This is a genomic window from Leifsonia sp. ALI-44-B (genome assembly GCF_001984125.1).
GTDB lineage: Bacteria > Actinomycetota > Actinomycetes > Actinomycetales > Microbacteriaceae > Okibacterium.
Genome location: NZ_MTQL01000006.1, coordinates 1,220,843 through 1,243,896, shown reverse-complemented (window position 1 = coordinate 1,243,896; position 23,054 = coordinate 1,220,843). Strand labels below are relative to the sequence as shown.

General features: G+C 67.5%; 18 protein-coding genes. 12 read left to right on the top strand and 6 right to left on the bottom strand.

Annotated elements, in window-relative coordinates:
* The first annotated feature begins 35 nt into the window (after nt 1-35).
* Nucleotides 36-2,675, top strand: coding sequence for a LamG-like jellyroll fold domain-containing protein (locus ALI44B_RS06720; protein ID WP_202969358.1), 2,640 nt, complete (start codon nt 36-38; stop codon nt 2,673-2,675).
* A 67-nt stretch (nt 2,676-2,742) separates the two neighbouring features.
* Here ALI44B_RS06720 and ALI44B_RS06715 read toward each other — a convergent pair whose 3' ends face one another.
* The gene (locus ALI44B_RS06715; RefSeq protein ID WP_077053834.1) at nt 2,743-5,094 is read right to left on the bottom strand and encodes an arylsulfatase; all 2,352 of its coding nucleotides are present in this window, start codon (nt 5,092-5,094) and stop codon (nt 2,743-2,745) included.
* Between the two features lie 158 nt (nt 5,095-5,252).
* Nucleotides 5,253-6,266: a LacI family DNA-binding transcriptional regulator gene (locus ALI44B_RS06710; RefSeq protein WP_077054042.1), complete on the bottom strand. Its 1,014-nt coding sequence runs from the start codon at nt 6,264-6,266 to the stop codon at nt 5,253-5,255.
* Between the two features lie 378 nt (nt 6,267-6,644).
* Here ALI44B_RS06710 and ALI44B_RS06705 point away from each other — a divergent pair, with 378 nt between their 5' ends.
* The 6 genes from ALI44B_RS06705 (at nt 6,645) to ALI44B_RS06680 (ending at nt 13,451) form a co-directional block, all read left to right on the top strand.
* Nucleotides 6,645-7,997: an ABC transporter substrate-binding protein gene (locus ALI44B_RS06705; RefSeq protein ID WP_077053833.1), complete on the top strand. Its 1,353-nt coding sequence runs from the start codon at nt 6,645-6,647 to the stop codon at nt 7,995-7,997.
* 82 nt (nt 7,998-8,079) lie between these two features.
* Nucleotides 8,080-9,048: a carbohydrate ABC transporter permease gene (locus ALI44B_RS06700; RefSeq protein ID WP_077053832.1), complete on the top strand. Its 969-nt coding sequence runs from the start codon at nt 8,080-8,082 to the stop codon at nt 9,046-9,048.
* The gene (locus tag ALI44B_RS06695) at nt 9,045-10,043 is read left to right on the top strand and encodes a carbohydrate ABC transporter permease (protein WP_077053831.1); all 999 of its coding nucleotides are present in this window, start codon (nt 9,045-9,047) and stop codon (nt 10,041-10,043) included. The genes ALI44B_RS06700 and ALI44B_RS06695 overlap by 4 nt, the downstream gene beginning before the upstream one ends.
* A gap of 238 nt (nt 10,044-10,281) precedes the next feature.
* A complete protein-coding gene (locus ALI44B_RS06690; RefSeq protein WP_077053830.1) occupies nt 10,282-12,126 on the top strand; it encodes an ABC transporter ATP-binding protein in 1,845 nt (614 codons plus the stop codon).
* A gap of 52 nt (nt 12,127-12,178) precedes the next feature.
* Nucleotides 12,179-12,853, top strand: a complete 675-nt coding sequence (locus tag ALI44B_RS06685) for a sortase domain-containing protein (protein ID WP_083709616.1) — start codon at nt 12,179-12,181, stop codon at nt 12,851-12,853.
* A gap of 292 nt (nt 12,854-13,145) precedes the next feature.
* Nucleotides 13,146-13,451 (top strand): VOC family protein, encoded by a 306-nt coding sequence (locus ALI44B_RS06680; protein ID WP_202969357.1) that lies wholly within the window; start codon nt 13,146-13,148, stop codon nt 13,449-13,451.
* A gap of 88 nt (nt 13,452-13,539) precedes the next feature.
* On the opposite strand, the gene ALI44B_RS06675 is transcribed toward ALI44B_RS06680, so the two are convergent.
* From ALI44B_RS06675 to ALI44B_RS06665, 3 genes are all read right to left on the bottom strand, one after another.
* Nucleotides 13,540-14,262 (bottom strand): DUF305 domain-containing protein, encoded by a 723-nt coding sequence (locus ALI44B_RS06675; RefSeq protein ID WP_083709615.1) that lies wholly within the window; start codon nt 14,260-14,262, stop codon nt 13,540-13,542.
* Nucleotides 14,262-14,975, bottom strand: a complete 714-nt coding sequence (locus ALI44B_RS06670; RefSeq protein ID WP_077053828.1) for a DUF3105 domain-containing protein — start codon at nt 14,973-14,975, stop codon at nt 14,262-14,264. The genes ALI44B_RS06675 and ALI44B_RS06670 overlap by 1 nt, the downstream gene beginning before the upstream one ends.
* Before the next feature lie 141 nt (nt 14,976-15,116).
* On the bottom strand, nt 15,117-16,388 hold the full coding sequence (locus ALI44B_RS06665; RefSeq protein WP_496507418.1) for an Nramp family divalent metal transporter: 1,272 nt from the start codon (nt 16,386-16,388) through the stop codon (nt 15,117-15,119).
* A 181-nt stretch (nt 16,389-16,569) separates the two neighbouring features.
* Between ALI44B_RS06665 and ALI44B_RS06660 the strand changes: the two genes are divergently transcribed.
* The 5 genes from ALI44B_RS06660 to ALI44B_RS06640 all read left to right on the top strand — a co-directional run bounded on the left by ALI44B_RS06660 (nt 16,570) and on the right by ALI44B_RS06640 (nt 21,267).
* The gene (locus ALI44B_RS06660; protein ID WP_077054039.1) at nt 16,570-17,934 is read left to right on the top strand and encodes a cystathionine beta-synthase; all 1,365 of its coding nucleotides are present in this window, start codon (nt 16,570-16,572) and stop codon (nt 17,932-17,934) included.
* A 26-nt stretch (nt 17,935-17,960) separates the two neighbouring features.
* Nucleotides 17,961-19,121: a cystathionine gamma-synthase gene (locus tag ALI44B_RS06655; protein WP_077053827.1), complete on the top strand. Its 1,161-nt coding sequence runs from the start codon at nt 17,961-17,963 to the stop codon at nt 19,119-19,121.
* A gap of 181 nt (nt 19,122-19,302) precedes the next feature.
* Nucleotides 19,303-19,641: a hypothetical protein gene (locus tag ALI44B_RS06650; protein WP_077053826.1), complete on the top strand. Its 339-nt coding sequence runs from the start codon at nt 19,303-19,305 to the stop codon at nt 19,639-19,641.
* Nucleotides 19,638-19,871, top strand: a complete 234-nt coding sequence (locus ALI44B_RS06645) for a hypothetical protein (RefSeq protein WP_077053825.1) — start codon at nt 19,638-19,640, stop codon at nt 19,869-19,871. Before ALI44B_RS06650 ends, ALI44B_RS06645 begins: the two co-directional genes overlap by 4 nt.
* A 226-nt stretch (nt 19,872-20,097) precedes the next feature.
* Entirely contained in the window at nt 20,098-21,267 is a 1,170-nt protein-coding gene (locus tag ALI44B_RS06640) for a glycerate kinase (RefSeq protein ID WP_077053824.1), read from the top strand.
* Nucleotides 21,268-21,387: 120 nt separating this feature from the next.
* Here the strand turns inward: ALI44B_RS06640 and xylB are convergent, their stop codons facing one another.
* Nucleotides 21,388-22,788 (bottom strand): xylulokinase, encoded by a 1,401-nt coding sequence (xylB, locus tag ALI44B_RS06635; RefSeq protein ID WP_077053823.1) that lies wholly within the window; start codon nt 22,786-22,788, stop codon nt 21,388-21,390.
* Nucleotides 22,789-23,054: the final 266 nt, after the last annotated feature.

Sequence of the window (23,054 nt, the reverse complement as noted above, 5' to 3'; positions counted from 1 at the left end):
GCGCCCGGTCGATGCCCTCCCCGAGGCTGGCGAGCGTGAAAACTCCTCGACTCCTCTCCGCGTTCCCCGCGGCGGCGTTGGTCGGATGTCTGGGGGCCGGCCTCATCGCCGCCGCTCCCGCATCCGCCGCCCCGACGCCCGCCACCCTGCCCGCCGAAACTGCCGCAGCGGCATCCCCCGTCGCCGCGGCCGCAGCGCCCGCCCCCGGCGCCACCACCGACGCGTCGCGCTTCACGCTCGCCGTGCTGCCCGACACGCAGTTCTACTCGCGCTACTCGGCCGACCAGTTCATCCCGCGCTACGGCGACGACCCGTTCTCGGTGCAGACGGACTGGCTCGCGAAGAACGCCGACGCGCTGCAGATCCCGTTCGTCACCCACCTCGGCGACGTCGTCGACCGCGTGGGCGTGAACAACGAGTGGATCGCCGCTGATAACGCCATGAAGAACCTCGACGAGGCGAAGCTGCCCTACTCGATCCTCGCCGGCAACCACGACGTGCGCGACAGCAACGACAACCTCTTCGACGACCAGTACAACCTCGCCAACGAGCCCTTCCTGAAGTGGTTCGGCCCGAATCGCGCGCAGAACGTGTCGACCTTCCAGGGCAGCGACCCCACGGGCTTCAACCAGTTCCACATCTTCGAGGCCGACGGCCAGAAGTACATGGTGCTGGCGCTCTCGTGGCGTGCCTCGGATGCGACGCTCGCGTGGGCCGCCGACGTGATGGCGCAGCATCCCACCGTGCCCGTCATCTTGACCACGCACCAGGTGATCGACATCGCGCCCGACGGCGAGACGCCCCGCGAGACCGACTATGGCCTGCGCCTGTGGGACAAACTCATCAAGAACCACGACCAGATCTTCCTCACGCTGAACGGCCACTTCCACGGCTCGTCGCGCCTCGACAAGACCAACGACTTCGGTCACACGGTCACCGAGGTCGTCATCGATTACCAGATGGCCTATGAAGGCGGCGACGGCTACCTGGGCCTCTACGAGTTCGACCTGACGAACGACGTGATCAACGTGCAGACGGCCTCGCCGTGGGTGACCTGGAAGCCGCAGGAGACCCTGACGAGCTACGACCAGCCGTTCCTCGAGGGTTCGCAGCAGCAGTTCAGCCTGCCCATCGACTTCTCCGAGCGGTTCAAGGGCTTCAACCCGACGTTCGCCGCCGGCCCCGCCGACACCCCGTCGCTCGGCCAGAAGGCGCGCGACATCCTGCTCGACGGTTTCGTCGGCCCCGACCCCATCACGACCGAATTCCCGGGCTCGCCGGCCGACTACCCCGAGGTCCCGGGCACGCTCGCGCACTGGCAGTTCAACGGCCTCGATGGCGTCGTGGGCACCGATGTGACCATTCCGGATGTCGCGGGCGACGGGTCGAACGACCTGCACCGCGCCGACCCCACCGCCACCAACTCGGTGGGCACCGAGCTCTCGGACGTCACCATCGAGTCCGATGACGTGCACGGTTACTCGGCCGACCAGGCGGGTGCGTGCTTCACCAACTCGTCGGGCAGCCGCTACAGCTACCTCACGACCGACAAGGATGCCCCGGTCAACAACGCCGACCTTTCGAAGGGCTACACGATCGAGACGTTCGTGAAGATGAGCCCCGAGTGGACCCCCGCCGCCAACCAGTGGTCGAAATTCCTGACCCACACGGGCAACCGCTCGAAGATCGACGGCTTCGCCAAGACGCAGTGGGACTGGACGGCCTCGCCCACGGCCCTCGGCATCTCGAACCTGCGCGAGTTCCAGTGGACGACCGTTCCGGGTGACCCCACCAAGGGCGACCGCACCAACTGGTCGGGCGAGATCATGGTCGACTCCTGGTCGCACGTGGCCGTCGTGAGCGACGCCGAGAAGGGCACCATCACCATGTACGTCGACGGTGCACCCGTTCTGCGCAACGCGGTCGACGCCGCCGGCATCTCGGCCAACCCGGACATGCCGTGGATCATCGGCTCGGACTGGGTCGACGACGCCGCCCGCAACGGCTGGAACGGCTGCGTGGGTGAAACCCGCATCATCGACCACGCGACGGGCCCGGCCGAGTGGCTGACCTCGCGCGCCGACCTCACCGGCTTCACGGTCACGGATGCCCCGAGCGGCACCCTTCAGGCCGGCTCCCGTGTCACCACGCTCTCGGGAACGGGCCTGCCCGGTGCCGAGGTGCGCATCGACGGAGGCGTCACCGACGCCGAGCCCATGACCGCGCGCGTCGAGTCGAACGCCCGCGTGATGGCCCTGGATGCCGCGACCGTCGTGGCCGAGGACGGCACCTGGTCGTACTCGTTCCCCACGCCGCTGACGGCCTCGGGCTCCTACTCCTACGAGGCCGTGCAAGCGCTCGGCACGCGGGCCTCCGACCCCGTGACGGTGGCCTTCGCCATCGCCGCGGCTCCGGTCGACCCGACGCCGACGCCCGCGCCGACCCCCGGAACGCCCGGCGACCCGTCGGCCACGCCCGCGCCGGTTCCTGCCGGTCCGAACGCCCCGGGTGGCGCGACGCCCATCGGCCAGCCCGGTGCATCCGACGGCGACGCTGACCTGGCAGAGACGGGTGTCGAACCGATCGGTGGTCTGTTCGCATCGGGACTCATCCTCCTGATCGGGGCATGCCTTCTGCTCCTGCAGCGCTCGCGTCGGGCGCGCCTCCTGCAGTAACAGACGACGGCGATACACGGCAGAAAAGAGACGCGCCGCCCCGGAACACCGGGGCGGCGCGCTTCGTTCAGTCGCGCGACATCGCTGCCGCGAGATGCGCCTCGAGGTCCACGTAGGCGTCGTCGGCGATATCGAAGACGACCTTGGCGATCTCGCCGCCCGTGAAGTCGAAGCGGCTGCCCGCATAGTCGGCCGCGACGGCATCGCCCGAGTCGTAGCCGATGCAGAGGCCCTCGCCGCACAGAGAGAAATGACCGAGAACCGTGCGGATCTCCGTTTCGGCGACCTTCTCCTCGTCGATGTGCAGCGCCAGCGGGCCGACGCCTTCCCGGTGCTCGCCCATGCCCGTCTTCGTGAATTCGACGCCGATGATGTGCTTGCCCGAGGTGGGTGCCGGTGCCGTCACTCGATAGATCGGCGGGACGCCGAGGAAGTTGTAGACGTACACCACCTGACCGTCCTTGATGAAGAGCGAATGGCCTCCGAATCGCGAGCCGTGCGCGAAGATGACGCCCTCGGAATCCGGCGTCAATTCAACCTCGGCGAGCACCTTGTAGGAGACGCCGTGCGTATTGGCCGCCGATCGTTCGGGAATCTCGGATGTGCCGGGGTAGTACGTGTACTGACCGGTCGGTGACACCGGCAGATGGAACTCCATCTCGATGAAGGTCTCGAGGTCCTTGGGGTTGCCGATGACCTGTAGATCGTTGAGAGGCAGGACATGGTTGTCTCTGGCCTCCTCCATCCAGAGCGCCTTGAGCTCCTCCAACTTCTCGGGATGCTCGGAGGCGAGGTCCTGCGATTCCGACCGGTCGATGTCGGTGTGGAAGAGCTGCCACTGGTCCTGATCGAAGGCGCCTGAGCCGCTCATGGGCCCGTGCACGGTGGCTGCCTTCCACCCCTCGTGCCAGATCGCGCGCTGGCCGAACATCTCGTAGTACTGGGTCTTCTTCTCGGTTGGGACGTCGGGGCCGGAGTCGAAGGTGTAGCGCATCGACACCCCGTCCAGGGGGCGCTGCTCGACCCCGTTGTACTGGGCGGGCAACTCGAGGCCGCATACATCCAGGATGGTGGCGACCACATCGGTGGAGTGGTGGTACTGATCGCGGACCTCACCGTGGGCGGTGATCCCCGCCGGCCAGGAGATGACCATCGGGTCGCAGATGCCGCCTTGATAGGTGTAGCGCTTGAACATGCGGTACGGAGTCGAGAAAGCCGCCGCCCACCCGGTGGGGTAGTGATTGTAGGTGTCGGGGCTTCCGAGCACGTCGACGTGCCGCAAGTTGTCCTCTTCGTCGTCGGGGTAACCTCCGAAGATCTTGCCCTCGTTCACCGAACCGTTCGGCGATCCCTCGCCCGATGCGCCGTTGTCGGCGCAGTAGATGACGAGGGTGTTGTCGAGTTGACCGGACTCCTCGAGGTAGTCGACGATGCGCCCGACCTGAGCGTCGGTGTACTCGGAGAAACCCGCGAAAACCTCGGCCATGCGCGAGAACATGGCGCGCTCCTCGGCGTTGAGCTCGGCCCACGGTCGCACGTAGTCCGTGGCCGCGTAGGTACCTTCCGGCATCGGGTTGAGCGGGGTCAGCTCGGTGCCCTCGGGGAGGACACCCTTCTCGATCATGCGCGCGAGCACCCACTCGCGGTAGGCCTCGTAGCCGTCGTCGAAGACGCCTTTGTATTTGGCGATGTACTCCTCGGGCGCGTGGTGCGGGGCGTGGTTGGCACCCGGGCAGAACCACAGATACCAGGGCTTCTCGGGGTCGGTCTGCTTCACGTCGCGGATCATCTTGAGCGCCTGGTCGGCCAAGTCTTTCGACAGGTGGTAGCCGTCCTCGGGCAGCGAGGGCTGGTCGATGTAGTGGTTGTCCTCGGCCAGGGACGGGTACCAGTTGTTGGTCTCGCCGCCGATGAAGCCATAGAAGCGGTCGTACCCCTGCGCGAGCGGCCAGTTCTTCTTCGACGAACCCGCCGTCCACTCGTCGATGGGGACGTTGTGGTTCTTGCCGACCCAGAACGTGGCCCAGCCGGCATCCCTCAGCAGGTGGGCCATGGGCACGTTTTCGGGCGGGATGTGCGAGTTGTAGCCCGGGAAGCCGGTCGAGGATTCGGAGATGGTCGCGAAGCCGTTGGAATGGTGGTTGCGCCCCGTGAGGAACGTCGAACGCGTCGGCGAGCAGAGCGCCGTGGTGTGCCATTGGCTGTAGGTGAGGCCGCGATCGGCGAGCCTCTGCATGGTGGGCATGTTGATGCGGCCGCCGTAGGGCGACCAGGCTGCCTGCCCCGTGTCGTCGTATAACACCACAAGCACGTTCGGCGCACCCGCCGGCGCCTTCTCTGGCAGGAACGCATCCCAATCGGATGTCGAATCCCTGACGTCGAGCTCAATCTTTCCCGCGAATGCTTTCCGATCGGTCACTGTGTCCCCAGTTCGTCGAAGCCGCCCCGATGAGCGGACTGTCCTCACCAGCGCGAATGTTCCTCCACTACTGTCCTACCGGGAGGACTGCGCTCGTGCGGCCGACGATATCCGTTATCGGAAGGTGCAGACAAGAGCTGAATTCGACCGGTCGAACTCTAGGCCGGAGCGGGTCGTCCCGTGCTCGAACGCATCACGAGTCGCGTGGGCAGATCGCGCACCCCCGCCTCTGCTGATTCGCCGTCGATACCCGCGAGAATCATGTCGGCGGCGATGACGCCCTGCTCACGCGGATGCTGCTCGATGGTCGTCAGCGAGAACAATTCGGCATAATCGTGACCGTCGATACCGATGACCGAGAGGTCGGTCGGCACGGCGATACCCATGCGCCGCGCCGCGATGATGGTGCCGATGGCGACCTCGTCGCTGGCCGCGAAGATGGCGGTCGGTCGATTCTCCGGGTTGCTGAGCAGCTGGACGGCCGCATCGTAACCGCCCGGCACGCTCAGCTGGGTGGGGATGAAGTGGTCGGCTTCGGCGAGCCCGGCGTCGGCCAGGGCGGCGCGATACCCGGCCAGGCGCTCGCCGTGCACCGAGAAGTCGAGCTGTTCGGCGAGGCTGCCGCCGATGTGCGCGATGCGCTGATGCCCGAGCCGGATCAGGTGCTCGGTGGCGAGGGCCGCGACGCGCTCATCGTCGATGGCGATCGTGGGAATGCCTTCGAGGGGTCCGCCGATGCCGACGAGGGGGATGCCGAGGCGGTGCAAGCGCTCGAGCTCGTCGCCCGCCGGCTGGATGTTCACGGCGATGACACCGTCGAACCGTTTGCGCGCCAGGAAGAAGTCGAAGACGCGGTCGCGCGCCGGGCTGAACGGCTCGAGCGTGTAGAGCGTCATGTCGTAGCCGCGCGCCAGCAGCTGCTGCTCGATTCCCTCGAGGATCTGCCCGAAGAACCACCGACCGATATAGGGGATGACGACGCCCACGTTCTTGGTGTGCCCCGTGACGAGGCTCGCAGCGTTGGGTGAAGCGACATATCCGATGGTGCTGGCGGCCTCAACGACACGCTGGCGCGTTTCGGGAGAAACGTAGCCTTTTCCTGACAGCGCCCTGGACGCCGTGGCCTTCGACACGCCCGCGAGTGCGGCGACATCCGCTATTGCACCGGCCATGTCGCCTCCCTCCATTGGGTGTCCTGGGTTAGCGTAGCGGCAAAATTCGACCCGTGGAACCGGTTACACAAATTCACGACTTGCGGATGCCTGCCGCCCATCGTGTACGCTAGGGCAAGAAATCGTGAGAGCGCGATCATCGCCGTATTCGTTACCAATCTGTGCTTGTAATACCCCCGACGATGCCGTAGCTTGGCGCATGGAACCGGTTCCCTAACAGGGCCCGACCTGTTCCACACGGCAGCTACGCACGACGAAATCGCCGACATCCTTCCGGGGGTGCGGCACGCAATGATGCGGCTCGTTCCAACGAACTGCGATCGCGGATTTCACCCTGCAGCAATCCCGAATGCACCACACTCAATGAGGAGATATGAGATGAGTCCCAAGCGCTATCGCCGAGCACTTCTTCCGCTCGCAGCCGCTGGAATCGTCGGCCTGGCCCTCACCGGTTGTACCGGTGACATCGCAGCCGGCGACAAAGAGAACACCGACTGCTCGGCCTACGACGCCTACGGCACCTTCGAGGGCAGCCCCGAGGTGTCGATCGGCGGCACGATCCAAGACGCCGAGGCCGACCGCCTCGTCGAATCCTGGAAAGACTTCCAGACCTGCACCGGCATCACGGTCAACTACCAGGGCACCAAAGAGTTCGAATCGCAGATCTCGGTGCTCGCCGAGGCCGGCAACGCGCCCGACCTGGGCATCATCCCGCAGCCCGGTCTGTTCAACCGCCTCGTCGACGGCGGCTTCCTGAAGCCCGCCACCAAAGAGGTAGAAGAGAACGTCGACGAGTTCTGGTCTGAAGACTGGAAGGGCTACGGCACCGGCAGCGACGGCACGTTCTACGCCGCGCCCCTCATGGCCAGCATCAAGGGCTACGTCTGGTACTCCCCGACGGAGTTCGAGGACAAGGGCTACGAGATCCCGAAGACGCTCGACGAGCTCAACACGCTGACGAAGAAGATCGCCGACGAGGGCGACCACAAGCCCTGGTGTGTCGGACTCGGTTCCGGTGACGCCACCGGTTGGCCGGGAACGGACTGGATCGAGGACTACGTCCTGCGCCAGGCCGGCGCTGACACCTACGACAAGTGGGTCAAGCACGAGATCCCGTTCAACGACCCCGCCATCGTCGAAGCCTTCGACTCGGTCGGCGAGATCATCAAGAACCCGGACTACGTGAACGGTGGCCTCGGCGACGTGGCCTCGGTCATCTCGACCGAGTTCGGCGACGCCGGCCTGCCGATCCTCGACGGAACCTGCTCGCTGCACCACCAGGCCTCGTTCTACGAGGGCTTCTGGAAGGAAGGCACCAAGGTTGCCTCTGACGGCGACGTCTACGCCTTCCTCCTGCCCGGCACCGAAGCCAGCGACGACAAGGTCGTCACCGGTGGTGGCGAGTTCGTCGGCGCCTTCAAGGAGAGCAAAGAGATCGACGCCGTGCGCGCCTACCTCTCGAGCGACACCTGGGCCAACAACCGCGTGAAGCTCGGCGGTGTCATCAGCGCCAACAAGGGCCTCGATGCCTCCAACGCCTCGAGCGAGTTGCTGCAGGACAGCGTCAAGATCCTGCAGGACGAGAACACCACGTTCCGCTTCGACGGTTCTGACCTGATGCCCGGTGCCGTCGGCACCGACTCCTTCTGGAAGGGCATCGTCGCCTGGGTCGGTGGCCAGGACACCAAGACCACGGTCGACTTCATCGAAAACAGCTGGCCCTCCAGCTAACAACACCCGAACACCCGGGGTGGGCTCGCCGAGAGGCGGGCCCACTCCGTTCAATTCACCGACGAATGAAGGGTGCTGAGCTATGACCAGTGCTGATCTCATCGGAAAGATCCTCCAAGTGGTGGGTGGCCTCGCCATCTTCGCCGCCGTGATCGGTCTTCTCCTGTTCTTCCTCGACCGCGCCCCCAAGCGCGGCCGCGACTACTGGCAGTTGGCCGGATTCCTCCTTCCCACCGCCGTTCTCATCATCGCCGGACTGATCTACCCCGCGTTCCGCACGAGCCTCCTCGCGTTCCAGAACAACTCGGGTGAGTGGACCCTCGACAACTTCGTCTGGATGTTCACACAGCCCTCGACGCTCGTCACGCTCGGCAACACGGTCATCTGGGTCATCCTGGTGCCGCTGCTCGCGACATCCATCGGTTTGGCCTACGCCTACTTCATCGACAAGGCCCGCGGCGAGAAGATCTACAAGGCCCTGGTCTTCATGCCCATGGCCATCTCGTTCGTCGGCGCCGGAATCATCTGGCGCTTCGTCTACGACTACCGCGGCGAGGGTCGCGAACAGATCGGTCTGCTCAACCAGATCGTCGTCTGGTTCGGCGGGGCCCCGGTGCAGTGGCTGCAGTCGTCGCCCATCAACACGTTCCTGCTGATCGTCGTCATGATCTGGATCCAGACCGGTTTCGCCATGGTGATCCTGTCGGCAGCCATCAAGGCCGTTCCCGTGGAGCAGCTCGAGGCCGCGCAGCTCGACGGCACCAACGGATGGCAGCGGTTCCGCAACGTGGTTCTGCCCGGCATCCGCGGCTCGCTCGTCGTCGTCGTGACCACCATCTCCATCGCCACCCTGAAGGTCTTCGACATCGTCCGCACGATGACGGGCGGAAACTTCAACACCAGCGTGGTGGCCAACGAGATGTACACCCAGGCGTTCCGCGCCGGTGAGCAGGGACGAGGCGCCGCACTCGCGCTCATCCTGTTCCTGCTCGTCATGCCGATCGTCATCTACAACGTGCGCACGATGCGGAAGCAGAGGGAGATCCGATGAGCGTCACACCGACCCCGATCGAAGTGGCCACCGACGAGAAGACGGCCCGCCGCCTGCGTCGTGGTGAAGAGCTCGAAGAGCAGCCCACCAAGGCCGGCCGCGTCAAGAAGCGGCTCACGTCGCGCAGCGCCACGGTCGTCGCCCTGATCATCGCGATCGTCTGGACCATCCCCACCTTCGGACTTTTCGTCTCGTCGTTCCGACCGGCCGAGGAGATCCAGTCGAACGGCTGGTGGACGATCTTCCAGAACCCGGGCTTCACGTTCGACAACTACTCGGAGGTGCTGTTCTCGGCCTCGCAGTCGTCGCCGCAGCTGGGTGCCTACTTCGTCAACTCGCTGGCCATCGCCATCCCGGCCACCGTGTTCCCGCTCGTGATCGCCTGCATGGCGGCCTACGCCTTCGCCTGGATCAAGTTCAAGGGCTCGAACGCGCTGTTCATCCTCGTGTTCGCGCTGCAGATCATCCCCATCCAGATGGCCCTGCTGCCCCTGCTGCAGATGTTCACCGCGGTGCTGCGGCCCATCCAGGCGGGTTTGCACGACGCTATTCCGATGATCCCCGAGCAGAACTACCTGCCCGTGTGGGTGGCGCACACGATCTTCGCGCTGCCGCTGGCGATCTTCCTGCTGCACAACTTCATCGCCGAGATCCCGGGCGAGGTCATCGAGGCCGCGCGCGTCGACGGTGCCACGCACAGCCAGATCTTCTTCCGCATCGTGTTGCCGCTGGCCCTGCCGGCCATCGCGTCGTTCGCGATCTTCCAGTTCCTGTGGGTCTGGAACGACCTCTTGGTGGCGTTGATCTTCTCGGGAGGCACCCAAGACGTGGCGCCGCTCACCCAGCGCCTGGCCGAGCTGTCGGGAACGCGCGGACAAGACTGGCAGCGACTCACGGCCGCCGCCTTCGTCTCGCTCGTCGTGCCGCTCATCGTGTTCTTCAGCCTGCAGCGCTACTTCGTGCGCGGGTTGCTGGCCGGATCGACGAAGGGCTGACCCGAACCTTCCTTCGTCACGAACCGCCCCGAACGGATGCCTCAGGCACACGCTCGGGGCGGTTCGCCGTTTCCGTGTCGCAGCGCTCATGATGAGTCTCGCAATGTGGCTCACAGCGTGCCTCGCGATGCGTCGCGCAGCGCGGCCCGCACGAGCCCTCTTATAGCGTGCACCGGTGCCTGTCGCGAGGGCCCGCCGGCCGCACGGGACCGGCGTTTTCGCGGCGTAAGGTGAGGGGATGAGTATGCGTGGGGGCCCGGGCGGCAGGCGTGTCGGCGGGGCCGACGAAGAAGCCCAGCGCGCCGCGAACGCCGAGGCACCGCGCATCCCGAATCTGTTCCGCCGCATCATGGAGCTGTTCGCCCCGCACCGCACCCGCATCACGCTCACGGTCGCGCTCGTGCTGGTCGGCGCGGCCCTCACAGTCATCCCGCCGCTGCTCGTCGAGCAGGCCTTCGACGTGGGGCTCTTCCCGCCCGACGGCGGCCCCAACCTGACAGCGCTTGCCGAAATCGTCGGCCTCATGATCGTGATCTACATCGTCGCGGCACTCGTGGGCGTCTGGCAGACCTACCTCACGGCCACGGTCGGCAACACCGTCATGGGCGATCTGCGCGTGACGCTCTTCACCAAACTGCAGTCCATGGAACTCGGGTTCTTCACGCGCACGAAGACCGGCGTCATCCAATCGCGTCTGCAGAACGATGTGGGCGGTGTGGCGAGCGTGCTCACCAACACTATCCAAAGCGTGCTCGGCAACACCGTCAACGTGATCGCGGCGCTCGTGGCCATGCTCATCATCAATTGGCAGCTCACGATCGTGGCGCTCGTGCTCATGCCCTTCCTCGTCATCGCCCAGCGTCGGGTGGGCCAGGTGCGCGCGCGCATCGCGACCAAGACGCAGGAATCGCTGAGCGATATGACGGCCATCACGCAAGAGGCGCTGAGCGTGTCGGGCGTGCTGCTCGCCAAGAGCTTCAACCGACAGCAGGCCGAGGTCGACCGCTACAACCGCGAGAACCGCACGCAGATCGGCTTGCAGGTGCAGCAGGCCATGAGCGGGCAGTGGTTCTTCGCGCTCGTGAGCATCTTCCTGTCCTCCATCCCCGCCATCGTTTACCTGGTTGCCGGATGGCTCGTCACGGGCGGTTCGACCGACATCACGGCGGGTGCCATCGTGGCGTTCACGACCGTGCAGTCGCGCCTGCTGTTCCCGCTCATCGGACTCATGCGTGTGGCGCTCGACCTGCAGACCTCAGGTGCGCTGTTCGCCCGCATCTTCGAATACCTCGACCTGAAGCCGTCGATCGCCGACAAACCGGGGGCGGTCGAACTGCAGGTGCAGCATCCCGCGATCCGGTTCGAGGATGTTACGTTCCGCTACCCCGACGCCGGGCCCGAGACGGCGCCCACGCTCGACCGGGTGTCGTTCAGCATCGAGCCCGGCCAGTTCGCCGCGTTCGTGGGGCCCTCGGGGGCGGGCAAGACGACGATCTCCTATCTCATCCCGCGCTTCCAAGAGGCGTCGGATGGCCGCATCCTCTTCGGTGACACGGACGTTCGCGACCTCACGCAGCAGTCCCTCGTGTCGCGCATCGGCGTCGTCAGCCAGGAGACCTACCTCTTCCACGCCTCCATCGCCGACAACCTGCGCTATGCCAAACCGGATGCCACGCTCGAAGAGCTCGAGGCGGCCACGCGCGCGGCCAACATCTATGAGACGATCGCTCGTTTCCCCGAGAGGTTCGACACCATCGTGGGGGAGCGCGGCTACCGCCTGTCGGGCGGCGAGAAGCAGCGCATCGCCATCGCGCGCGTGCTGCTGAAAGATCCAGCGGTGCTCATCCTCGACGAGGCCACGAGCGCGCTCGACTCGATCTCGGAACGTGTCGTCCAGACGGCCCTCGACGCCGCCGCCCACGGGCGCACCACCGTGTCGATCGCGCATCGCCTGTCGACCATCGTGAACGCCGACGTCATCTTCGTGCTCGACGGCGGCCACATCGTCGAGCAGGGCACGCACGCCGAACTCATCGCGGCCGGCGGCACCTACGAGTCGCTCTATCGCCAACAAATGTCGTGACGCGGCCCCGCCGCCCTGCCTACACTTGAGACGACAAAGGGGGAGCGACCGGATGCCTGCCACACACCGTTCCGCGCGTGCGGCGCTTGCCTTGGGCATGCTCGCCGTGACCGCAGCCGTCGTGCCGCTCACCGTGGCCGCTCCGGTCGGCGCCGTCGAAACCTCCGCTGTCAGCTCCACGGCCGCCGAATCGGCTGCCCCCCAGTCAGTTGACCCGGGCACCGCGGCGGCCGAATCGGCCGCGTTCGACTCCCGCACGGTTGCCGCGGGCCCCCTGCGCTCCGCCGCGATCGGCAACGGGTCGATCGGCATCCTGCGCATTCCGCGCCTCGGCGGCGACTACGCCCAGGAGATCGGCGAGGGCGTCAGCGAGCGCAGCGTCTTGAACACGCGCATTGGTCATTTCCCGGGCACCGCGGCTGCTGGCGAGGTCGGCAACTTCGCGCTGGCCGGGCACCGCACCTCGCACCACGCACCCCTGCTGCGCATCAACGAGCTCGTCGTCGGCGACGAGATCCTGGTCGAAACCGCCACGAGCAACATCGTCTATAAGTTCCGCTCGCTCGAGTACGTCTCGGCTAGCGCAATCGACGTCACCTGGCCGACGCCGCGATCCGAGACGCCCGCGACGACGGGCACGATCACGTTCGTGGCCTGCAACCCGCTGCGCTCAACTGCCGAGCGCATCATCGTCTACGGCGTGCTCGACCGCGTGACCCCGAAGTAGTCACCCCACACTGGCGAGCCGAGCGCCCAGCGCTCAGCGCCCAGCGCCGAGCGCCGACGCGCCGCAAAACGGATGCGTTTCTTGACGAAGGTCGTACCGCGCGAGGATGCTGGTGCTGCGCGCGAGACTCGCGCCGCAGAGAGGCACGAATGTTGTCGAACGTCTTCATCAATCTGCCCGTGAGTGACCTCACCCGCCGACCGAGTTCTGGACCGCCGCCGGCTTCGAGCTCGACCCGAACTTCACCGACGAGAACGCCGCCGCCGTCAAGCTGAGCGACAGCATCTACATCATGTTGCTCACGCACGGCATGTGGGCGCGGTTCATGTCCAAGCCCATCACCGACCCGAGTGAGACGTCCTCCGTCATCAACGCGCTCGGTGTGGACGACGCCTCGGAGATCGACACCATCGTCGACAAAGCCGTTGCGGCCGGTGCCACCGAGGGCCAGTCGCAGGACTACGGCTGGATGCGCTCGCGCGCCTTCGCCGACGCCGACGGCCACAACTGGGAGATCACCTGGATGGACCCGATCGCGCAGGCCGGCGGCTGGGACGCTATCGCCGCCAAATACCCCGACGCCACCCCGCCCGAATAGGCCGCGAGCAGGCAGTCGGCGGGGAGAGAGCCCGCGGGCGCAGAGTCCGGCCTGCCGGAGAGCGCACGCGTTCCTTCCGCGAGAAGCCTCAGCCGCCGCGCTTGGCGAGGAGATCCTCCATGAGCCCGATCTCGGACTCTTGAGAGTTGACGACGCCGCGGGCGAACTTCGTGACCACGGTGTTGGTGCTGCGCTCGAGCACAGCGTCAGCCATCTCGATGGCGCCCTTGTGGTGCGCGATCATGAGCGTGAGGAAGATCTTCTCGGCGTCGGTGCCCGTCGCGTCGGTGAGTTGCTGAATCTGCGCGGGTGTGGCGAGGCCGGGCATGGGGGCGCCGGGTTCGTGCGCCGCCGCATCGGTCGAGGTGCCGCCGTGCGCGTGGCTGGCTCCCTCGAGCGTGGGGCGCGTCATCCACGTCATGGAGGGTTCGCTGGCGGCGGCCGGAAGACCCCAGCTCTGTAACCATCCGAGCATCTGGCCCGACTGATTGGCCTGCGTGAAGGCGATGTCGTAAGCGAGGGTGCGGATGTCGTCGGACGTCGAGCGGTCGCGAATCAGGAACGCCAGTTCGACACCCTGATCGTGGTGCAGCTGCATATCGCGCGAGAAGCCGGCCTCGGCCGAGTTCTGCGTGGGCGTCGGGTCGGCGAGGGTCGAGAGGCGGCCGACCGAGAAGGCCACGAGTCCCACGACGACGATGACCAGGATGCTGGCCACCACGAGCATCCAGCGGGGGAGTCGTGGTTTCGGGCCACGTTGCGCGGCCTCGAAGGCTTCGAGTTCGGCGTCGGTCGGCTCGGTGTCGGTCATCAGACCTTGCCGGGGGCGTCGATCCCGCCGGAGCACGGGGCGCCGATCTCGGGAGCGGTGCCGCCCTTCCAGTAGCCGGTGAAGAAGTCGGCGATGCGCTCGTCGTTCACGTCGTCGAGCTTCAACTGGGCATCCCAGGCGCTCAGCACGAACTCGCTGTCGAGGCCCTCGAAGGGCGACAGCAGAACATAGGATGCCGGCAGCTTCGACTTGAGCGTCGCGAGGTCTTCGTCCGACATCGAGGGGTCGTAGGTCACCCAGATGGCGCCGTGTTCGAGCACGTGCACGGCGTTCTCGTTGGGGACGGGCTCGGTGTAGATGCCGCAGTTCAGCCAGATGGCGTTGTGGTCGCCGCCGGCCGGGGGAGTCTGCGCGTAGTCGACCGTGTCCTCGGTGTGGTTGTTGGTGTTGGTGAAGGTTTCGAGGCCCTCGATGCTGGTGTCACCCTTGCCGCCGCCCGCGTAGGTGGCGAAACGGGGGATGGTGGTCGAGACGGCGACCACCACGAGTGCGATGATCGCGACGCCGCCGACGATGGCCGACACGATGCCGATCTTCTTGTTGCGCGCTTTGCGGGCCCGCTCTTTCTTGAACGCCTCGACCTTGGCCTCGCGCTGCTGGGCGCGCTGCTGCTTGACGGTCTGCTGCTTCTGGGGGTTGCCGCTCGGGCGGCCGGCACCGGACGGGCCGGTCGGGGGGTTCTGGGGGGTCACGGGGGCCTCTCGGATCTATGCGATTGCATCAAGTCAAACCTGAGGCAGCGGACAGCTCTTCCCCGAGTCGCTCTTCCGCAGATAATTCTCAGCCAAATGTAACCGTTTAGCCCCGAAACGCGGCGTGTCGGCGGCCCGGTGTTACGCGCCCGTCACGGTGAGCGCGATGAGAGCGACGTTCAAGACCACGAGGAAGACGGCGGCCGCGACCGCGAGCACGGTCGTGAAACGGCGGTTGACGTCATCCCCCATCACCTCGCGCTTCGCGGTCAGGGCGACGAGCGGGATGAGCGCGAACGGGATGCCGAAGCTCAGCAACACCTGGCTCAGCACGAGCGCCCACGTGGGATCGATGCCGGAGCCCAGCACGAGCAGCGCCGGGATGAGCGTGATCACGCGCCGCCAGAGCAGGGGCACGCGGATGCGCAGCAAACCGCCCATGATCTCTGAACCGGCATAGGCGCCCACCGACGACGACGCGAGCCCCGACGCGAGCAGGCCGACCGCGAACAGGGTGGCGGCGACCGGCCCGATCGCATCGCCGATGGCGTCGTGGGCGCCCTGCAACGTGTCGGTGCCTTCGACCCCCTGCAGCGTGGACGCGGCGACGAGCAGCATGACGAGGTTGACGGTGCCCGCGATGGCCAGGGCGATCGTGACATCGACCCGGGTGGCACGCAAGACCAGGCGTCGCCGGGCCTCCGCCCGCACGAGCCCGAACCGGTCGCGGCTGAGCGCCGAGTGCGCATAGATGGCGTGCGGCATGATCGTGGCGCCCAGGATGGAGGCGGCGAGCAGCACCGACGAGGTGCCCTCGAAACGGGGCACGACGCCCGCGAGCGTGGCCGCGACATCCGGCGGGCTGATGACGATGCTGAAACAGAATCCGACCACGATGATGGCGAGGAACGATGTGATGACGCGCTCGAATGCCCGGGCGCCCCGTCGCTGCGAGATGGCGAGCACGACGAGCGACACCGCGCCCGTGATCACGCCGCCCCAGAGGAGGGGGAGGCCGAAGAGCAGGTTGAGCGCGATGGCCCCGCCGATGACCTCGGCCAGGTCGGTGGCCATGGCGATGAGCTCGGCCTGCGCCCAGTACGCCCGGCGCGCCCAGGGCCGCTTCATGCGCTCACCCAAGATCTCGGGCAGGCTCTTGCCCGTGACGATGCCGAGTTTGGCCGACAGGTATTGGATGAGCCACGCCATCGTGTTGGCCAGCAGCACGACCCACACGAGCAGGTAGCCGAAGAGCGCGCCCGCCGTCATGTTGCTGGCGACGTTGCCCGGGTCGAGGTAGGCGACACCCGCGACGAGCGCAGGGCCGAGCAGCGGCAGGATGCGCCGGCCCACGACGTCGGGCGCTCGGCGCGGGGTGGACGAGACCGGGGTGGCGGGGGTGCTCGGGCTCACGGCATCCTTTTCGTCGTGTCGTACGTAGTGACGGAAGTAAAAGTTCGGCTATACGAACATTACGGCGGTGGCCCAGACGGCGCAAGGGATGGCGCGGCCCGTAACAACCGGGTAGAAGCGGTTAGGCTCGATGGATCACCGGGCGCCGAACAACGGGCCCGTCGACATCGTGAGGACAGACGTGAAGTACGCAGAAACCGTCCTGGGCCTGGTGGGCAACACCCCCCTGGTCAAACTGAACAAGGTCACCGAGGGCATCGCCGCCACCGTGCTCGCCAAAATCGAATACGTGAACCCCGGCGGTTCGGCCAAGGACCGCATCGCGACGCGCATCATCGATGCCGCCGAACGCGACGGCCTGCTGAAACCGGGCGGCACCATCGTCGAGCCCACGAGCGGCAACACGGGCGTGGGCCTGGCCCTCGTCGCCCAGCAGCGCGGCTACAAATGCGTTTTCGTGTGCCCCGACAAGGTCGGCGAAGACAAGCGCAACGTGCTCAAGGCCTACGGCGCCGAGGTCATCGTCACGCCCACCTCGGTGGCGCCCGACGACCCCGACTCCTACTACAGCGTCTCCGACCGCCTGGCCCGCGAGATCCCCGGCGCCTTCAAGCCCAACCAGTACGCCAACCCCAACGGCCCGCTCAGCCACTACGAGTCGACGGGCCCCGAGATCTGGCGAGACACGGATGGCCGCGTCACCCACTTCGTCGCGGGCGTCGGCACCGGCGGCACCATCTCGGGCACCGGCCGTTACCTGCGCGAGGTCGCCGGCACCGACGTCGAGATCATCGGCGCCGACCCCGAGGGTTCCGTCTACTCTGGCGGCACCGGGCGCCCCTACCTGGTCGAGGGCGTCGGCGAGGACTTCTGGCCCGCCGCCTACGACCCCACCGTGGTCGACCGCGTCATCGCCGTGAGCGACGCTCAGTCGTTCGCCATGACGCGCCGCCTCGCCCGCGAGGAGGGTCTGCTCGTCGGCGGATCGAGCGGTATGGCCGTCGTCGCCGCCCTCGAGGCCGCCCGCGACCTGCCCGCATCCGCCGTCGTGGTCGTGCTGCTGCCCGACTCGGGTCGCGGCTACATCGGCAAGATCTTCAACGACAAGTGGTTGCAGTCCTACGGGTTCAGCGATGTGGCCGACGAGCGCACGGTGGGCGACGTCGTGCGCGCCAAGACGGGCGACCTGCCCGCGCTCGTGCACGCGCACCCCAGCGACACGGTGCGCGACGCCATCCAGATCATGGCCGAGTACGGCATCTCGCAGCTGCCCGTGCTGAGCGCCGAACCGCCCGTCGTCATGGGCGAGGTCGTGGGCGCGCTGTCCGAGGCCGAACTGCTCGAGAAGGTCTTCGCCGGCGACGCGCAGATGACCGACTCGGTGGGATCGGTCGTGGGATCGGCCCTGCCGCTCATCGGCGTGAACGAGTCGTTCGCCGCCGCCCGCGCCGCCCTGAAAGATTCCGACGCGCTCCTCGTGAGCGCCGACGGCAAACCCGCCGCCGTCATCACCCGTCACGACCTGCTCGCGTTTCTCAGCGAGTAGCGCACACTGATTTCGAGGAGAACACCATGACTTCACACGACGACCGCGGTTTCGCCACGCGCGCCATCCACGCCGGGCAAGACTTCGACCCCACCACGGGCGCCGTCATCCCTCCGCTCTACCTCACCTCCACGTTCGTGCAAGACGGCATCGGCGGGCTGCGCGGCGGCTACGAGTACAGCCGTGGCGGCAACCCCACGCGCACGGGCCTCGAAGAGCAGCTGGCGGCACTCGAGGGTGGCGTGCGCGCCCTGTCGTTCGCCTCGGGCCTCGCGGCCGAAGATGCGCTGCTGCGCGGCATCCTGAAACCCGGCGACCATGTCGTGCTGGGCAACGACGCGTACGGCGGCACCTATCGTCTCATCGCGCGCGTCTTCGGCGCCTGGGGCATCGAGCACACGGTCGTCGACCTGAGCGACCTCGACGCCGTGGCGGCCGCCATCCGGGCCGATTCGACGCGCGTGCTGTGGGTCGAGACGCCCTCCAACCCGCTCATGAAGATCACCGACATCCGCGCCCTGGCCAACGCCGGGCACGAGGCCGGGCTCACGGTCGTCGTCGACAACACGTTCGCATCCCCGGCGCTGCAACAGCCGATCTCGCTGGGCGCCGATGTGGTCGTGCACTCGACCACCAAATACTTGGGCGGTCACTCGGATGTCGTGGGCGGGGCGCTCGTCTTCGCCGACGCCGAGCTGGCCGAGAAGATCGGTTTCCTGCAGTTCGCAGCGGGAGCCGTGTCGGGCCCCCTCGACGCCTGGCTGACGACGCGCGGCATCAAGACCCTGCAGGTGCGCATGCAGCGCCACTCCGAGAACGCGCAGCGCCTGGCCGAATACCTGTCGACGCACGACGCCGTCGAGACCGTGTACTACCCCGGCCTCGAATCGCACCCCGGCCACGAGCTGGCCGCCAGTCAGATGGTCGCGTTCGGCGGCATGATCTCGCTGGGACTGCGCGGCGGCGAGGCGGCGGCGCGAAAATTCGCCGAGAGCACGTCGGTGTTCCAGCTCGCCGAATCGCTCGGTGGCGTCGAATCGCTCGTCAACTACCCGTCCGAGATGACGCACGCGTCGGTCAAGGGCACCGAGCTGGCCGTGCCCGAGAACGTGGTGCGGCTCTCGGTCGGGCTCGAAGACATCGACGATCTGCTCGCCGATGTGAAGCAGGCGCTCGCCGCCCTGTAAGCACGTTTCTCGCTCGTCGAAGCGCCCGCGCCGGTCCTCGGTGGCGGGCGCTTCGCCGTTCATCCGCCCGCTGAGCGCATCCGCACGCAGGCACGCACACGCCCCCGAGAACTGTCAAGCCTCTCGACCCCCGTTGGGGGCACGTTCCACAATGGAGAGGAAGCACCAAGGAGGATTTTCGGTGGATGAAACAACAACGGCGTCGGCTCCCCGATCCGCCGAGCAGGGCGAGCTGCGACTCGTCGAAGATCGAGCGAACACGTGGCTCGTCATGGGCGAAAACGGCTCGCGTTATGCGGCCATCATCGCCGTCACCGAGGAACGCGGGGTTACCTATTACCTGCGCGGGCTGCGCCCCGAATTGCGACGGGGCAATCTGCCTCCCGTCGGCAGTGGCCCGTATTCGTCGCGCGACATGGCTTTCAACACGTTCCGTCGCTGGTTCGACCGCAGCGTCGGTGCCACCCGCGCCGCCGGCGCCGCTTACGCCGGTTCCGCCGGTTCCGAAGGCCGTCCGTGAAAACGCGAGACGGTGTCGCCCTGACAGTCATCCCGATCCCCGGCGATGGCTGGCGCGTCAGTGATCCCTCTATCGACGAAGCGGATGGTACCGCCGTGCTCGGTTTCGTCGAGCGCTCCGGCAGCGGCTTCGCCGTTCTGCCGCTGGCCGATCCCGCCGGTGTGCGCACCTTCGACGATTTCTCGACCGCCGTCGAGTCGCTTGCGTCCCGGCGCCGCGCGGCGCGCTGACTGAACCGGCGCGCTGACCGAAATCCGCTCATCGACCGTCTCGCCCACTCCATGCAGTCGCGTCACGCTCGTTGAGCGCGTCGTGACCCGAGCCGCTCGCTAGACTGGCGCGCGAAACCAATGCCCGCTCGGCATTCGTGTTTCGCTCCTTTGTCCCGCAAGGCGCGCCCGTCGCGCAGAAGGCCGAGTCGCGCCGTGAAGCGCGCGCTCGGCCCGGAGAATGACGATGACGTCAGTTGCACAACAGCAGGGGGTGCGCGTCGTGATCGCGCCCGACTCGTTCAAGGGCACGGCTACCGCCACCGAGGTCGCCGAAGAGATCGCGGCCGGATGGCACGAAGTGCGCCCCGGCGACGAACTCGTCCTGCTGCCCATGGCGGATGGCGGAGAGGGCACGGTCGAGGCTTTCGCGGCCGCCGTTCCCGGTGCGGCTCGGCACACCATTCAGGTCTCGGGCCCCGATGACGAGCTCGTCGAGACCGACTGGTTGCTCCTGCCCGACGGCACCGCGGTCGTCGAGCTGGCGTCGGCGAGCGGCATCACGCTGCTCGACCCGCTGCGCCCGCACGATGCGCACACGCACGGCTTCGGCGAGGCCATCGCGCACGCGCTCGATGCGGGTGCCGAGCGCGTGCTCGTTGGTCTCGGGGGCAGCTCGTCGACCGACGGTGGCGCGGGCATGCTGAGCGCCCTCGGTGCCCGACTCCTCACCGACGACGGTTCGCCGATCGCCTCGGGAGCGCGGGGCCTCGAGACGCTCGCGACGCTCGACCTCGGTGACGTGCGCGGGCTGCCAACGCGCGGTGTCGCCATCCTGTCCGACGTGACCAACCCGCTGCGTGGCCTGTCGGGCGCCGCCGCAGTCTTTGGCCCGCAGAAGGGCGCAACGGTGCCCGACATCGCGGTGCTGGATGCGGCGCTCGCACGCCTCGTCGACGCGGCCCGTTCGTCCGCCGCCCGGGGTGACCTCGGTGCCCTCGACGCGTCGGAGGTGGATCGTCTTGCCGAGCAACCCGGCTCGGGTGCCGCTGGCGGGACAGGTTTCGGGCTGCTCCTCTGGGGCGCCACGATGGCGGCCGGTTCGGTCGCGGTGGGAGAAGCGATCGGACTACCGGCCGCCGCCGCATCCGCCGACGTGATCATCACGGGCGAGGGCCGTTACGACGCGCAGTCGGCGGCCGGTAAGGTGCCCTCGTATGTCACCGGGCTGGCCCCCGAGGATGCGCGCACGCTGCTCGTCGCGGGGATGATCGCGGATGATCCGAGCGGTCTCTTCGACGACGCGGTCTCGTTGGTCGAGCTCGCGGGCAGCCTCGAGGCCGCACTGGCCGGCCCGCTCGAGTACGTGCGCCGCGCCGGAGCCGAACTCGCCAGGCGCCACTCGGCCACACGGTAGATCGATATCGAGCCTGCCAGGCCTGCCGAGCCTGCCGAGCCTGCCGGACCTGCCGAGCCTGCCAGACCTGCCAGGCTTGTCGAGCCGATCAGCCGATCAGCCGATCAGCCGATCAGCCGATCAGCCGTCCCGGCGGGCCGCGTACTGCTCCCGAATGAGGGGCTGCGCGTTCGGCGTGGGCGTCGCGAGGGTGGCCACGGGCCACGAGGGGCGCGAACCCGTCAGGGCCCAGGCCGCTTGCACGGCTGCGCCATCCGCCACGTATTCGCCCGGCTGAGGAATCACGACGGGTTCGGCGAACACCTCGGCCGCGATGGCCTGAACGGCGGGGTTGAGCGCCGCACCGCCGATGACGAGCACGCGCGACACCTCGACGCCCTGGGCGCGCACGGCGTCGAGTCCGTCGGCGAGACCGCACAGCAAGCCCTCGATGGCCGCGCGGGCGAGCGTCGGGCGTGTGGTGCTCGACAGCGTCAGGCCGAAGAGGGTGGCCGTGGCATCCGGTCGGTTGGGCGTGCGCTCGCCCTCGAAATAGGGCTGCAATACCAGGCCGGAAGCGCCGGGCTCGGCTTCGAGCGCGAGCCGCCCGAGTTCGTCGTGGTCGACGCCCAGCAGGCCGGCCACGGCGTCGAGGATGCGCGCGGCGTTGAGCGTCGCGACGAGAGGGAGGTAGCGGCCGGAGGCGTCGGCGAAACCGGCCACGGTTCCCGACGCGTCGGTCGACACGGTGTCGGTAACGGCGAAAACGGTGCCCGAGGTGCCGATCGAGACGACCACGTCGCCCGCGCCCGCGTCGAGTCCGAGAGCGGCGCCCGCATTATCGCCGGCGCCCGGACCGACGATGAGGCCGTCGGGGGTGGTGCCCGCGCGTTCGTCGGAGCGCAGCACGCGCGGCAGGATGGCGTCGTGTCCGAGCGCACGCTCGAGCAAACCTCGGTCGTAGTCCTCGGTGATGGCCGACCAATAAGCGGTGCCGGAGGCGTCGGAACGGTCGGTCGTCAGGGCGTCGAGCACGGGGCCGAGCGCGCTGTCGTCGGCCGGGCCGAAGCCGAGCAGGCGCCACGTCAGCCAGTCGTGGGGGAGCGCCACAGCGGCGACGCGCGCGGCGTTCTCGGGCTCGGCGTCGCGCAGCCAGCGGAGCTTGGAGGCTGTGAACGAGGCCACGGGGACTACGCCCGTCTGGGCGGCATATTGGGTGGCGCCCACTTCGGCCGCGAGATCGGCGGCGGCCTGCGCGCTGCGGGTGTCGTTCCAGAGCAGGGCGGGGCGGATGACGCGGCCCTCGGAGTCGAGAACCACCATGCCGTGCTGCTGGCCCGCGATCGAGATCGCGGCTACGTCGCCGAGACCGCCCGCGTCGGCGATGGCGTCGTTCAGGGCCTGCCACCAGGCCGCCGGGTCGACCTCCGTGCCCACCGGGTGGATGGCGCGGCCGCGGCGGACGACCTTGCCCGTGTCCGCGTCGCGGATGACGATCTTGCAGGACTGCGTGGAGGAATCGACTCCGGCTACGAGCGGCATTGGTCGGGGCCTTTCGGGGGTGGGGGTGCGGGGTTTTGGTTTACAGGGTGTTTGGGGTGGGGAAGAGAGATGGCGGGGTTTTCGAAGCGCGACTTGGCGGTTGCGGTTCACAGGCTGCCGCGGGACGGGCGGAAGAGCTGAATCGCTCTTCCGCCCTAGGGCTACCGCCTTTCGCGGGTGCGAAGCGCCCGCGCATTTCGCGGGTGCAAAGCGCCCGCGCCATAGGGCTACCGCCTTTGAGCGCCTGCGTGACGCGGGTTAGAGCG